Below are 13,525 nucleotides of genomic sequence, written 5' to 3'. Positions count from 1 at the left end.
GGTTGTGTCCCAGTGAACGAACTCGCTGCCAAGCGGAACGCCGTGGTCGAGCTGATGCGGATCTCCCCGCTCGCCGACGAGCTGGCCGGCCGGTTCGCCGACGCCGGCCACCGGCTCTACCTCGTCGGCGGGAGTGTGCGCGACGCGCTGCTCGGCAGGCTGTCGAGCGACCTCGACTTCACCACCGACGCCAGGCCCGAGCGCATCCTCGAGATCGTGCGCGGCTGGGCGGACGGGGTGTGGGACACCGGGATCGAGTTCGGCACCGTCGGCGTCACGAAGCGCGGTGCGACGCTGGAGATCACCACGTTCCGCGCCGACAGCTACGACAGGGTCAGCCGCAACCCCGAGGTCACCTTCGGCGACACCATCGAGGGTGACCTGCTGCGCCGGGACTTCACGGTCAACGCGATGGCGATCGAGTTGTCGACGAAGCAGTTCGTCGACCCGCACAACGGGCTGGAAGCGCTTTCCCAGCGGCTCCTCGACACCCCGGCCACGCCGCAGGAGTCCTTCGCCGACGACCCGCTGCGCATGCTGCGGGCCGCGCGGTTCGTGTCGCAGCTGGGGTTCGCGCCCGCGCCCCGCGTGGTCGAGGCGATGACGGAGATGGCGGGCGAGATCCAGCGCATCACCGCCGAACGCGTGCAGACGGAGATCTCGAAGCTCCTGCTGGGCGCCCAGCCACGCCGCGCGTTGGAGCTGATGGTCGACACCGGGCTGGCCCAGCACGTGCTGCCCGAGGTTCCCGGGATGCGCCTGGCCATCGACGAGCACCACCAGCACAAGGACGTCTACCAGCACTCGCTGACCGTGCTGGAGCAGGCGATCGCGCTGGAGCAGGACGGGCCGGACCTCGTGCTGCGCCTGGCCGCGCTGCTGCACGACATCGGCAAGCCGGCCACCCGGCGGTTCGAGGACGGTGGCGGCGTGAGCTTCCACCACCACGAGGTCGTCGGCGCGAAGATGGCGCGCAAACGGTTGCGGGCGCTGAAGTACTCGAAGCAGATCGCGGACGACGTGAGCCAGCTGGTGTTCCTGCACCTGCGGTTCCACGGCTACGGCAAGGGCGAGTGGACGGACTCGGCGGTGCGGCGCTACGTCACCGACGCGGGGCCGCTGCTCGAGCGCCTGCACAAGCTCGTGCGTGCCGACTGCACCACGCGCAACAAGCGCAAGGCCGCCGCGCTGCAGCGCACGTACGACGAGCTCGAGGAGCGGATCGCCCGGCTGCAGGCCGAGGAGGACCTCGCGAAGGTGCGCCCCGACCTCGACGGCAACGAGATCATGCGGCTGCTGAACCTGCCGCCGGGTCCGCTGGTCGGCAAGGCGTGGCGGTACCTCAAGGAGCTGCGGCTGGACCGCGGGCCCCTGTCCCACGAAGAAGCTGTCGCGGAGCTGCGGCGCTGGGCCGAGGAAAACGGGATTTCGTAACTTCCGGCGGCCCGAGGGGGACTGAACAGGCGTGAGTTCGGAACAGCGACGTGCCGGGTTCCTCCTGACCCTCCTCCGCCGGGGTGCCCCGGCGATGGCGACGGCGTCCAGCGAGCTGGACGACAGCATCGCCGACCCGACGCCCGTGCCGGCGCTGCGCCGGATGCGGCGGATGGCCGGACCGGTCGACACCGGGGTGCGCGACAACCTGCTGCTGCGCGCGACGCGGTACGTGGCGATGGTGCCGCTGCTGTACCGCATCGTCGCCGTGGTCGGCGCGCTGGTGGCGTTCTTCGCCGAAGGTGGCAGCTCGCCCGTCGTGGTCGTCGTCGCGGTGCTGTGCGTGGCGCTGAACGTGTTCGGGCTGCGCTGGCTGCTGCGGTCGGCGCCGTTCGAGAACGGCAACGCGGGCAGGCTGCTGCTGCTTGACGTGGTGTTCACGCTCGCCGCGTACCTCGTGGTGGCCGTGGCGGTCCCGGAGTCGTCGTTCGCCGCGGCGATGCAGGTGCCGGACAAGGAGCTGCTGGGCGGGATCGCGGTGCTGACCCTGGCGCTGGGGATCGGCTACGGCGGCGGGCTGATGCTGCTCAGCATCCCGCTGAGCATGCTCGCCTGGCAGCTCAACACGGGCGTGTTCAACGTGAAACAAGGCTTCGCCGCGCTCGGCACGATGCTCGGCGTCCTGCTCACGGCCACCGGCGCCCTCGTGCTGCTCGGCCTCGGCACGCGGCTCGCGCTGGCGTACGGCATCCGGCACGGACGGCTCGCGGAGCGCGCGCGGCAGCACCGCGCCTTGCACGACACGGTGTTGCAGACGCTGGAGAGCATGGCGTTGCCGCGGGGCGGCGACCCCGAGCGGCAGCTGGCGGAGTTGCGGGGCATCGCGCGGGCGCAGGCGCTGGAGGTGCGGCAGCTGCTGGAGTCGGCGCAGCGCGAGGCGGACGAGGAGGCGGCCCGCCCGCTCGGCGAGAAGCTGACGGCGCTCGCGGCGGAGATGGCCAGGGAGGGGCTGCGTGCCCAGCTCGTGATGGCCGAGCTCGATGAGGACACCCTCGACGAAGTGCGCCAGCTGGCCATCAGGGACGCCGCCCGCGAGGCGATGCGCAACACCCTCAAGCACGCCGGCACGGACCAGGTGGTGGTCCGCGTCGCGGAGGAACGCGGCGGCATCGCCGTCGTGATCCGCGACCACGGCACCGGCTTCGACGAGTCGGACCGCCCGGCGGGCTTCGGCATCAGCGAGTCGATCACGGCCCGGCTCGCGGAGGCCGGCGGCAGCGCCCGCGTGGAGTCCAGCCCCGGCGGCGGCACCCGCGTGACCCTCTGGATGCCGCGCTAGGCCGCGATGCCGCGATACAGCGCGTCCGCAGGTCAGAGGCGGTTTTGGCGGGTCCTACGGTGGCGCCATGACCGAACAACTGGAGAGCCGCGTGGTCGTCGCTGAGGCCACTGCGAAGGAAGCGCTTGAGATCGCCAAGACCGCGAGGGAGGATGCCCGCATGGCGACCGAAGCGTGGCGAGCACGGCAGCGGATGGACAACGCGTTGCTGAACTCCCTGCGCGCCACCCAGCTGGAGCACAGCAAGATCCTCGAGGACCACGGCAGGCGCCTCGAGCAGCTGGAGCGCAAGGTCGACCGCCTGGAGCGGAAGGTCGACGAGGGCTTCACCAAGATCTCCCTCGGCATGTCGCAGATCGTCGCGCTGATCACCAATCTCCAGCGTTAGAGCCGCTCCAGGGCGCCCATTTCCACGTGCTGCGCGATGGGGCGCGGCAGGAGGTAGCCGATCGCGCCGCCGGGCATCGGGCCCCACGGGAGGGTCACGCCGGTGAGCGCGGGCAGGCCGCGGACCAGGCGGTACCGCTGCTGCAGCTGCTCCCGTTCCGGCGCCAGCGACGCCTCCGGGAACCGCGTTCCCGGCTCGTGCACCAGGTTCCCCGTGTCGTTCCCGAAGCGCAGCACCGTCGTCCCCGCGGGGAGGACGATCATCCGCTTCGCGCGGAAGAAGTTCAGCGGGGGCTCACCCCGCAGCGGCACGATTGGCCAGTCCAGCTGCTGCGGTTCCTCCGTGCGCGCCGGGTACAGCAGCAGCGACCCCAGCAGGAACCGCGCCGCCTCCTCGACGTGCGAGAACGCCGCCGGTTCCCCACCGCCCGGGCCGCTGACCTCCCAGCTCGCCTTCGTCCGCACCAGGCACCACGCGCCTTCGACGGCCTCGCCGATCCGGTACGCCGACTGCGGGATGCCGTACTCCCCCAGCCGTCGTTCCAGCACCGTCAGCACCTGCGACGCCCGCAGCCCCATGGGCGGCTCGCCGCCCCGGTCGACCACCGCGACCGGGTCCGGCTCCGGTGGTGCGGGCACCGGCGGCCGCGGGCGGCCGAGCACTTCCGCCTCCGCCGCGGCCCGGACCTGCGACGACAGGTACGGCACGCGGTAGGCCGCAGCCCTGATGCGCTCCAGCAGCTCCGGCTCCGGCGGAATGCCGTACTTCCGCAGGTAGTGGGGCACGGCGGCGGGCCAGATCCACAGGCCGTCGGTGTGGAACGCGTCCGGCACGTCCGCGGGACCGCCCGGGTTGACCGTGTCGGGCAGCCAGCCGGGCCTGCTCACCACGACCGGCGCGCGGTAGAGGTAGTCCAGCACCGGCCGGACCTCGTCCTGCGCCAGCGGCTGCGGCTGCTCGGGCAGCCGCGCCTGCCGGAACGGCATGTCCAGCGGCAGCCCGGCCTTGCCGGCCAGCCACTCCGGCACCTGCCTGCGCTCACGCGGGAACCGCTCCAGCTCGGCGTCGTAGGACCGGGCGGTCAGCCGGTCGCGCGGGGACTGCCGCCAGTTCGGTTCGCTCGTCGTGTCGTAGTCGAAGGAGAACGACGACGGCGCTTCGAGCGTGAGCGTGCCCTGGAACCACGTGCCCGTGTCGGACCGGTACATCGCGGACCGCAGCTGCGAGAACAGCTGGCCGAGCCGCGGCGGCGCGGGCAGGGACACCGACTCCGCCTCGCCCAGCGACCGGATCTCGATCTCGGCGTAGTCCCCCACCTGCCGGAACTGGGCCGCGACCCGCTGCCAGCCCTCGGGCAGCACCGCCCGCACGGTCAGCGCGATCGACCGGACCAGCTCCTCCGGGTCCCCCTGCCCCGGCTGGGGCCGGGTGGCGCCGGGGAAGTCGTGGCGTTCCTGCCACAGCGCGGTGATCTCGTCCGGGGCCGCGGTCGCGGTCAGCTCGGTGAGCCCCAGCTGGCGGGCCCGCTCCTCGTCCGTCCCGGACCAGCGCAGCGTCAGCACGCGCGGGTCGGGGTCGGGGGCGATGCGGAAGATCTCGTCGTCGAACAGGCAGTGCGTCTGGAGGGTGAAGGTGCCCTCGGCCTGGTCCTCCGGGACGACCTTCGCCGGACGCGACTGCCATTCCGTGTCGAAGTCCTCCGGCGCGTCCTCGTCGGGGGCCGCGACGAGCAGCAGGGTGCCGTCCGTCGTGGAGCGTTCCGCCTGGAACGCCCGGCCCTGCCACACGCCGTACAACCCGTCCGGACGGGCCGCCAGCTCTACTCGGTAACGCACTTCTCCCCCTGTGCCTGTGTCACGGACTCGTAGAACCTAACCGACAAATCGCTCGAGACTGCCATCGGTGACGTGGTCGCGGACCGCCCGCGGCAGGACGTAGCTCACCGCGCCGCCGGGCAGCCCCGCCCACGGCACCGCGATGCCGAGGATCACCGACAGCGGGCGGCACACCCGGTACTTCCGCTCGTCGCGTTCCCGCTCGATCGGCAGCGACGTCGTGGGGAACCGGGTCTCGTCGTGGTGCACCAGGTTCCCGCCGTCACCGCCGAAGCGCAGCACCACGGTGCCCGCCGCGAGGCGCACGATCCGCTTGTTGCGCAACAACGTCAGCGGTGGCTCGCCTTCGGTGGGCTGGATGGGCCAGTCGGCCAGCTCCGCCGACGTCTCCAGCGGGGTCTCCTGACCGGCCGTGCGCCGCGCCGGGTGCAGCAGCAGCGTGCCGAGCAGGAACTGCGCCGCGTCCTGCGCCTGCTCGAAGTGGTGCGCCTCGACGGGCTCGTCGTTCTCGTACCACGCGACCTCCCAGCCCCGGTCGGTCGCGTTGAGGCACCACGCGTGGTCGGCGCGTGCCGCGATCCGGTACGCCTCCGGCCAGACCCCCTGCTGGCCGAGCCGCTCCGCGAGCACGACGAGCAGCGCGGCGTCGTCGAGCTTCGGGTCGGTCTGCGTCTCCAGCGCCGCGGCGACGTCCCCGCTGGTGGGGCCGAGGTCGCGGGCGTCGGCGCGGGGCCGGGGACGGCCGAGCAGGTCGGCGGCCGCCGTGCGGCGCAGCAACTTGTCGACATACGGCGGCCGGTGGTCCTGGGCGCGGATGTGCGCGAGGAAGTCCGGCTCCGGCGGGATGCCGTGCTTGCGCAGGTAGTGCGGCACCGACGCGTGCCAGACCCACGTGCCGTCCGTGTGGTAGCTCTCCGGCACGTCCACCTCGCCGGTGAACCTGTCCGGTCCGAAGCCGCTGCCGACCAGGACGGCGGGCTGGCGTTCCAGGTACCGCAGGACCCGCGGCACCTCGTCCTCGGGCAGCGGCGAGCCGGGCGCGTCGACCACCCGGGCGTGCCGGAAGGTCACGGCGAGCGGTTGTCCTGCCGTGGCGTCCATCGCGCTCACTGTAAGCGAGAAGCTCCGGCCGGACTCACGATTTGCGGCGGATGGCCAGGAGATAGCCACCCCCGCCGAGCAGGTAGACGGCCGTCGCGACGAGCAGCAGTGCGGGCGACCGCCCGTCGAGCGGGACGAAGGCCGCCGCGGCCGCCACCGCGACCACCTGCGTGATGTTGAACAGGGTGTCGTAGAGCGCGAACACGCGGCCGCGGGCCTCGTCCCCGATGTCCCGCTGCACCGCCGAGTCGACGCACAGCTTGAGCACCTGGCCGGCACCGGTGATCAGGAACGCGGCGAGCAGGATCGTGGGCAGCCGCATCGGCAGCCCGAGCCCGGCCTGGCTCGCGGCGGCCAGCAGCAGGCAGCTGAGCACGACGCGGTGCCTGCCGAACCGGTTGACCAGCCGCGGCGTGGCGAACCCGGCGAGCAGGATGCCCGCGGCGCCCATCACCGCGAGCTGTCCCAGCCCCGGCAGCCCGGCCTTGAGCAGTCCGGAGTCGGTGAACGAGTAGCGCAGCAGCAGCACCGTGAGCAGCAGCGAGATGCCGTAGGACGCCCGGTGCGCGAACAGGGCGACGAACCCCGCCGTGACCGTGGGCGCACCCAGCGCGGCGCGCCCGCCGTCGGCGAGCCCGCGTGCCACGGCGACGAAGGCGTCCTCGGGTTCGTCGACGGAGTCCGGGCCGAGGCTCCCCGCGGTGAAACGCGAGGCGGTGAAGGCGGCGACGATCGTGCCGAGCACCGCGGTCGCCGTGGTCCAGGCCGAACCGGTGTTACCGGAGCCGATCACCGCCCGCAGCCCGATCGCGCAACCACCGCCGACGACCGCGACCATCGCGCCGAGTGTCGTGGCGACCGCGTTCGCCGTCACCAGCGAGTGCCGGGGCACGACGTGCGGGAGCGAAGCCGACATACCGGAGCCGACGAACCGCGAAACGCCCTCGACCAGCAACGCCAGCACGAACAACTCCGTACCGGCGAGCCCGAACCCGACGGCCGCGGAGGCGAGGACGATCGCCAGCCCGCGCAACAAGTTGGCGGTCACGAGCACCCGCCGCCGGTCCCACCGGTCCAGCAGCGCGCCCGCGAACGGGCCGATCACGGAGTACGGCAGCAGCAGGACGGCGAACCCGCCGGCGATGGTCAGCGGGTCGGCGCCGCGTTCGGGGTTGAACAACACCGCTCCGGCGAGCCCGGCGCGGAAGACCCCGTCGGACCACTGCGCGGCGAAGCGGGAGAACAGCAGCCTGCGGAAACCCGGCATGCGGAAGAACGCGCGAGGCCCCAGCTTCACCGTCGCAGGTTCCGCGCTAGCCGTCACAACACGACAGCATACGGTGCCGGATCAAGATCTCAGGGTGAACGAAAGGGGCCGGCGCACTTGGTCGCCTCTCGGCGGCGTGGCGCAGTGTGGCTCCAGCCGAACGGTATTCCACAAAGGCTCTTCTCAAGTGGGCCCGGGGGACACGGAGTGCGCCGGCCACCACGTCCAACGGGCCCCGGCGGCGTGTTGTTCCCGCTCCGTGCGAATTGCCGGGGACGTGAGTGGGATCATGACGGGCGTGCCAGCGGACGCCGAGGTTGAACCGGGCTCGCTCCTGGTTGCCGCCCCCACCATGTTCGATCCCAACTTCCGCCGGACGGTCGTCTTCATCATCGACCACCGGGAAGAGGGGACGCTCGGTGTCGTGCTCAACAGGCCGAGTGACGTGCCGGTGGACGACGTGCTGCCCAGCTGGGGCAGGCACGTGGTCGAACCGCAGTCGGTGTTCGTCGGCGGTCCCGTGGAGAAGAAGACCGCGCTGTGCCTGGCGGCCCTGCGGGCCGGGGAGACGGCGGCGGCCGTGCCGGGGCTGATCGGCGTGCGCGGTCCGGTGGCGCTCGTGGACCTCGACGCGGATCCGGACCTGCTGGTGCCGAAGGTGCGCGGGTTGCGCGTGTTCGCCGGGTACGCGGGCTGGGACTCGGGTCAGCTGGCGGGCGAGATCGACCGCGGCGACTGGCTCATCGTGCCCGCGCTGCCCGGTGACGTGCTGGCGACGCCGGATCGCGACCTGTGGGCGCAGGTGCTGCGGCGCCAGGGCGTGCCGACGGCCCTACTGGCCACCCACCCCGGCGACCTCCAACGAAACTAAGGCCAGCCCCTCGCCCGACCACCACCCCCAGCGGAGGCGCTTCGCGCCGCTAGGCCTTCTGGAGCGAACAACCCCCGCACGCACAACCAGAGCACCCGCCCCCACCGGGAGCGACGGGCTCCGGCACGGCGAGCGCGGCGCGGTGCCCGAGCAGCCCGCCGGCGGTGACCAGCGCGAACATCCCGATCAGCCCGACGAGCGTCGCGACGACGACGCCCGCGGTGGTGGGCATGAACAGTCCGGCGAGCCCGGCGACGATCCCCACCGCCCCGGCGACCATCGTGGGCAGTCCGGCGACCTTGTTCGCCGTGCGGAAGGCCTGCGCGGAACGCAGCGTCGCCTCCGTGCGCACCCCCGCGCCGCGGTCCGCGAGTTTCTCCTGCCAGCCGAGGACCCCGCCCCAGCCGACGACGAGACCGAGCACGACGGGAATCAGCGCGAGTACGAACACGGGGGTAAGGATACGGGTCAAAACGATTCGGACCGGCGGCATACCATTGCAGGTGTGAGTGAGGCAACCGAGGAGATCCCCGGCCACCGCTACAACGCGGACCTGGCCGGCCGGATCGAGCTGCGCTGGCAGAACTACTGGGCCGACCACGGCACGTACCACGCGCCGAACCCCGTCGGCCCCCTCGCCGAGACGCCGCTGCCCTCGGACAAGCTCTTCGTCCAGGACATGTTCCCGTACCCGTCGGGCGCCGGCCTGCACGTCGGGCACCCGCTGGGCTTCATCGGCACCGACGTCTACGCCCGCTACCACCGGATGATCGGGCGGAACGTCCTGCACACCATGGGTTTCGACGCGTTCGGCCTGCCCGCGGAGCAGTACGCGGTGCAGACCGGGCAGCACCCGCGCAAGACCACCGAAGAGAACATCGAGACCTACCTGCGGCAGATCCGCAGGCTGGGCCTGGGCCACGACGAGCGGCGCCGCATCGCGACGATCGACCCCGAGTACTACAAGTGGACGCAGTGGATCTTCCTGCAGATCTACAACGCCTGGTACGACGAGGAGCAGGCCAAGGCCCGGCCCATCGCCGAGCTGGAGGCGGAGTTCGCCGCGGGCGAGCGCCCGACCCCGGACGGCCGCGCGTGGGGTGAGCTGTCCTCCTCGGAGCAGCGGGAGGTCATCGACTCGCACCGGCTGGTGTACATCTCCGAGGCGCCGGTGAACTGGGCGCCCGGCCTGGGCACCGTGGTCGCCAACGAGGAGGTCACCGCGGAGGGCCGCACCGACCGCGGCAACTTCCCGGTGTTCCGCAAGAACCTGCGCCAGTGGATGATGCGGATCACCGCGTACGCGGACCGCCTGCTGGACGACCTGGAGCTGCTGGACTGGCCCGAGAAGGTCAAGACCATGCAGCGCAACTGGATCGGCCGCTCGCGGGGCGCCCAGGTCACCTTCGCCGTAGGCGAGGAGCGGGTCGAGGTGTTCACCACCAGGCCCGACACGCTGTTCGGCGCGACGTACCTGGTGCTGGCGCCGGAGCACCCGTTGGTGGACAAGCTGACCGCCGCGTCGTGGCCGTCCGATGTGGACGAGGCGTGGACCGGTGGCGCGGCGACCCCGGCCGAGGCGGTCAAGGCGTACCGGCTGGCGGCCTCCCGCAAGTCCGAACTGGACCGCCAGGAGAGCAAGGAGAAGACGGGCGTCTTCATCGGCGCCACCGCGGTGAACCCGGTGAACGGCAAGGAGATCCCGGTCTTCATCGCCGACTACGTGCTGATGGGGTACGGCACCGGCGCGATCATGGCGGTGCCGGGCCAGGACCAGCGTGACTGGGACTTCGCGGAGAAGTTCGGGCTGGAGATCATCCGCACGGTGCAGCCGTCGGAGGGCTTCGACGGCGAGGCGTACACGGGTGCCGGCCCCGCGATCAACTCCGGCTTCCTGGACGGGATGGACGTCGACGAGGCCAAGAAGGCGATCATCGAGTGGCTGGAGGAACACGGCCACGGCAAGGGCACGACGCAGTACAAGCTGCGGGACTGGCTGTTCGCGCGGCAGCGGTACTGGGGCGAGCCGTTCCCGATCGTGTACGACTCCGACGGCAGGCCGATCCCGCTGCCGGAGAGCGAGCTGCCGGTCGTGCTGCCGGACGTCGACGACTACTCGCCGCAGACGTTCGACCCGGAGGACGCCGACTCCGAACCGTCGCCGCCGCTGGCGAAGGCGACGGACTGGGTCAACGTGACGCTGGACCTGGGTGACGGCCCGAAGCAGTACCGCCGCGACACCAACGTGATGCCGCAGTGGGCGGGCTCGTGCTGGTACCAGCTGCGCTACGTCGACCCGACGAACTCGGAAGCGTTCGTCGACCCCGAGAACGAGCAGTACTGGATGGGCCCGCGCCCGGCGGAGCACGGCGTCGCGGACCCGGGTGGTCTGGACCTGTACGTCGGCGGCGTCGAGCACGCGGTGCTGCACCTGCTGTACGCGCGGTTCTGGCAGAAGGTGCTGTACGACCTGGGCCACGTCTCCGCGAAGGAGCCGTACCGGAGGCTGTTCAACCAGGGCTACATCCAGGCGTACGCGTACACCGATTCCCGTGGTGTCTACGTTCCTGCCGAGGAGGTCGAGGAGAAGGACGGCAAGTTCTTCTTCCACGGCCAGGAGGTCAAGCAGGAATACGGGAAGATGGGCAAGAGCCTGAAGAACGTGGTCACGCCCGACCAGATGGCGGCGGACTACGGGGCCGACACCTTCCGGTTCTACGAGATGGCCATGGGCCCGCTGGACGTCTCGCGCCCGTGGGCGACGAAGGACGTCGTGGGCGCGCACCGGTTCCTGCAGCGGCTGTGGCGCCTGGTGGTCGACGAGCAGACCGGCGAGCTGCGGGTCACGTCGGCGGAACCCACCGCCGAGGACCGCAAGCAGCTGCACCGCGCCATCGCCGGGGTCCGCGAGGACTACGCGGAGATGCGCTTCAACACCGCCGGCGCGAAGCTGATCGAGCTGAACAACCACCTGACGAAGGTGTACGGCGCGACCGAGGGCACGCCGCGTGAGCTGGTGGAGCCGCTGGTGCTGATGCTGGCGCCGCTGTGCCCGCACATCGCGGAGGAGCTGTGGCACCGGCTGGGCCACACGGACACGCTGGTGCACGGGCCGTTCCCGGTGGCGGACGAGCGGTACCTGATCGAGGACACGGTCGAGTACCCGATCCAGGTCAACGGCAAGGTGCGGGCCCGCATCACGGTCGCCGCGGACGCCGACAAGGACGCGGTGCAGGCGGCGGCGCTGGCCGAGGAGAAGATCCAGGCCCTGCTCAACGGCGGCGAGCCCCGCAAGGTGATCGTCGTACCGGGGCGACTGGTGAACGTGGTCCTCTAGAGGGCGGGCTCCAGGCCGATCTCCCGCGCGAGGTCGGCCAGGAGCGCGTCGAACACCGCGTCCGGTTTGGACAGTGGGATCGGGTAGTTCCCGAACACCTCGAGCGTGATGTGGCCGTAGAGCCGCGCCCAGAACTGGATCATCACGTACGTCGTGCCGAGGTTGAGCTTGTCCGGCGGGAACTCGGCGCCGGACTCACGCAGCACGGTGAGCAGCTCGTCCTGGAAGGCGATGAGGTCGTCGTGCAGTTCGGGCGGCACGGCGTCGGCCTGCGGGATGGTGAGCTGGTGCGTGGCCAGGATCCGGCCCGCGGCCAGGAGGAAGATGCGGCCGAAGGGTTCGCTCGCGCGCTGGAGGGTCGCGACGCTGCCGGCGGCGGACCCGGTTTCGCCGGTCGGTGACGCGAAGACGAGCGTGAACTCCTTGGTGTGCGTCAGCGCCCAGCGGCGGAACCCGCGGCAGATCGCGAACAGCTGGGCCGCCCCGTCCGCGGCGAGCGCGCCGACCTCTTCGGTCAGTTCGGCGGCGAGGTCGGCGATGACGTCGAGGCGGAGGTGCTCGACGAGGTCGTCACGGGAGCCGTAGTACCGGTAGAGCGCCGGCGCCGTGATCCCGAGTTCGCGGGCGATCGCGCGCAGCGTCACCGCTTCCGGGCCGCGCTGGACCAGCAGCGTGCGGGCGGTCCGCCGGATGTCCTGGTCGGTCGCGACCCGCACGCGCCCTCGGCGCGTCGGCTTGTCCATTCCCGCATTCTAGGTCGGGGGTGCGCCCGCGGAACGCGGTTTCCGCGGAAGGAGAGGGGCGCCGCCGGTACCGATCACTCGGGGGGCTACGCGATCGGTACCGGCGACCCGATGCCCGTTTCCGGCGGGGCCGGGCACGGACAGCTTAGGAGAGTCCGGAATGGTGCCGTCGGGACGGTCAGACGGCTAATTCCCCCATTCGGGTGATCCAGACCGGGCACTCACCCTAGTGTCGCATCTCCCGGCCGAGAAGTTACAAAGATCTTCACATTTGCCAACCGAACTTCCCGCCCATTCTGGGGGAGGCGCCGCGCGCCACTAGATTCGGGGTGTGCACACCGAAGTCCTCGTCATCGGCTCCGCGAACGCCGACCTGGTGGTCCCGGCCGAACGCCGCCCGGGCAGCGGCGAAACCGTCCTCGGCGGCGACACCACCGTCCTGCCCGGCGGCAAGGGCGCCAACACCGCGGTGGCCGCCGCGAGGCTCGGTGCGGACGTCGCGCTGCTCGCCGCGATCGGCGACGACGCCTACGGGGCCATGCTCACCGAGTCCCTGCGCGACGCCGGGGTGCGCACCGAGCTCGTGCGGAAAGTCGGCCGGCCGACGGGCATCGCCTACATCACCGTGACCCCCGACGGCGAGAACTCGATCCTCGTCTCGCCCGGCGCCAACAGCGCGCTCGAACCCGGCGCGCTCGACTTCGCCGGGGCGAAGGTCTTGGTGGCGTCGCTGGAGATCCCGCTGCCGACGGTCGAATGGGCGATCGCCGAGGCCGCTTCGGCCGGGGTGCGGACGATGCTCAACCTGTCGCCGGTCGCGGAGCTGTCGCCGCGCACGCTGGCCGCGCTGGACGTGCTGCTCGTCAACGAACACGAAGCCGCCGCCCTGCTGGGAGAGGGCGTCGGACTCGGGAAACTGCTGGAACTCGGGCCGCGTTCGGCGGTGGTGACCCTGGGCGCGCGGGGCGCGCTCGTGCTCACCGGGGACGGGGAGACCGAGGTGCCGGCGCCACCCGTCGAGCCGGTGGACACGACCGGCGCCGGGGACGCGTTCACCGGGGCGCTCGCCGCGTCGCTGGCCACCGGGGTCACCCTGGAGACGGCGGCCCGCATGGCCGTCCGGGTCGCGGCGATCTCGGTGACCCGCCGGGGTGCGCAGCCGTCCTATCCGTCCGCTGCCGAACTCGAGGGCCGCTGACACTGTCCGTCG

The 13,525-nt window shown here is 71.7% G+C and carries 11 protein-coding genes; 6 read left to right on the top strand and 5 right to left on the bottom strand.

The annotated features are described in order from the left end of the window. The first annotated feature begins 12 nt into the window (after positions 1-12). The 3 genes from BMZ92_RS12865 to BMZ92_RS12855 all read left to right on the top strand — a co-directional run bounded on the left by BMZ92_RS12865 (position 13) and on the right by BMZ92_RS12855 (position 3,161). Positions 13-1,434 (top strand): CCA tRNA nucleotidyltransferase, encoded by a 1,422-nt coding sequence (locus tag BMZ92_RS12865; RefSeq protein ID WP_091506602.1) that lies wholly within the window; start codon positions 13-15, stop codon positions 1,432-1,434. Between the two features lie 94 nt (positions 1,435-1,528). Then, on the top strand, positions 1,529-2,773 hold the full coding sequence (locus BMZ92_RS12860) for a sensor histidine kinase (protein WP_091506599.1): 1,245 nt from the start codon (positions 1,529-1,531) through the stop codon (positions 2,771-2,773). 67 nt (positions 2,774-2,840) lie between these two features. Then, on the top strand, positions 2,841-3,161 hold the full coding sequence (locus tag BMZ92_RS12855) for a hypothetical protein (protein ID WP_091506596.1): 321 nt from the start codon (positions 2,841-2,843) through the stop codon (positions 3,159-3,161). On the opposite strand, the gene BMZ92_RS12850 is transcribed toward BMZ92_RS12855, so the two are convergent. From BMZ92_RS12850 to BMZ92_RS12840, 3 genes are read right to left on the bottom strand one after another with little or no spacing between them, the layout of a single operon-like run. Continuing rightward, positions 3,158-4,996 carry a TNT domain-containing protein gene (locus tag BMZ92_RS12850; protein ID WP_091506593.1) on the bottom strand — a complete coding sequence of 613 codons (1,839 nt, stop codon included), beginning with the start codon at positions 4,994-4,996 and terminating at the stop codon, positions 3,158-3,160. The genes BMZ92_RS12855 and BMZ92_RS12850 overlap by 4 nt on opposite strands. 36 nt (positions 4,997-5,032) lie before the next feature. Then, the gene (locus BMZ92_RS12845) at positions 5,033-6,097 is read right to left on the bottom strand and encodes a TNT domain-containing protein (protein WP_091506590.1); all 1,065 of its coding nucleotides are present in this window, start codon (positions 6,095-6,097) and stop codon (positions 5,033-5,035) included. A gap of 34 nt (positions 6,098-6,131) precedes the next feature. Further along, on the bottom strand, positions 6,132-7,364 hold the full coding sequence (locus BMZ92_RS12840) for an MFS transporter (protein ID WP_091507067.1): 1,233 nt from the start codon (positions 7,362-7,364) through the stop codon (positions 6,132-6,134). 289 nt (positions 7,365-7,653) lie between these two features. Between BMZ92_RS12840 and BMZ92_RS12835 the strand changes: the two genes are divergently transcribed. Continuing rightward, positions 7,654-8,235: a YqgE/AlgH family protein gene (locus BMZ92_RS12835; protein ID WP_091506588.1), complete on the top strand. Its 582-nt coding sequence runs from the start codon at positions 7,654-7,656 to the stop codon at positions 8,233-8,235. 49 nt (positions 8,236-8,284) lie between these two features. On the opposite strand, the gene BMZ92_RS12830 is transcribed toward BMZ92_RS12835, so the two are convergent. Continuing rightward, positions 8,285-8,686 (bottom strand): SdpI family protein, encoded by a 402-nt coding sequence (locus tag BMZ92_RS12830; RefSeq protein WP_091506586.1) that lies wholly within the window; start codon positions 8,684-8,686, stop codon positions 8,285-8,287. 54 nt (positions 8,687-8,740) lie between these two features. Between BMZ92_RS12830 and leuS the strand changes: the two genes are divergently transcribed. Further along, on the top strand, positions 8,741-11,572 hold the full coding sequence (leuS, locus tag BMZ92_RS12825) for a leucine--tRNA ligase (protein ID WP_091506583.1): 2,832 nt from the start codon (positions 8,741-8,743) through the stop codon (positions 11,570-11,572). On the opposite strand, the gene BMZ92_RS12820 is transcribed toward leuS, so the two are convergent. Next, a complete protein-coding gene (locus BMZ92_RS12820) occupies positions 11,569-12,315 on the bottom strand; it encodes a TetR/AcrR family transcriptional regulator (protein WP_091506581.1) in 747 nt (248 codons plus the stop codon). The genes leuS and BMZ92_RS12820 overlap by 4 nt on opposite strands. Positions 12,316-12,646: 331 nt before the next feature. Between BMZ92_RS12820 and BMZ92_RS12815 the strand changes: the two genes are divergently transcribed. Beyond that, positions 12,647-13,513, top strand: coding sequence for a ribokinase (locus tag BMZ92_RS12815; RefSeq protein WP_091506579.1), 867 nt, complete (start codon positions 12,647-12,649; stop codon positions 13,511-13,513). Positions 13,514-13,525: the final 12 nt, after the last annotated feature.

It is taken from the genome of Amycolatopsis sacchari (assembly GCF_900114035.1).
GTDB lineage: Bacteria > Actinomycetota > Actinomycetes > Mycobacteriales > Pseudonocardiaceae > Amycolatopsis_E > Amycolatopsis_E sacchari.
The sequence above is the reverse complement of the archived record's forward strand: the minus strand, read 5'-3'. Positions and strand labels throughout refer to the sequence as shown.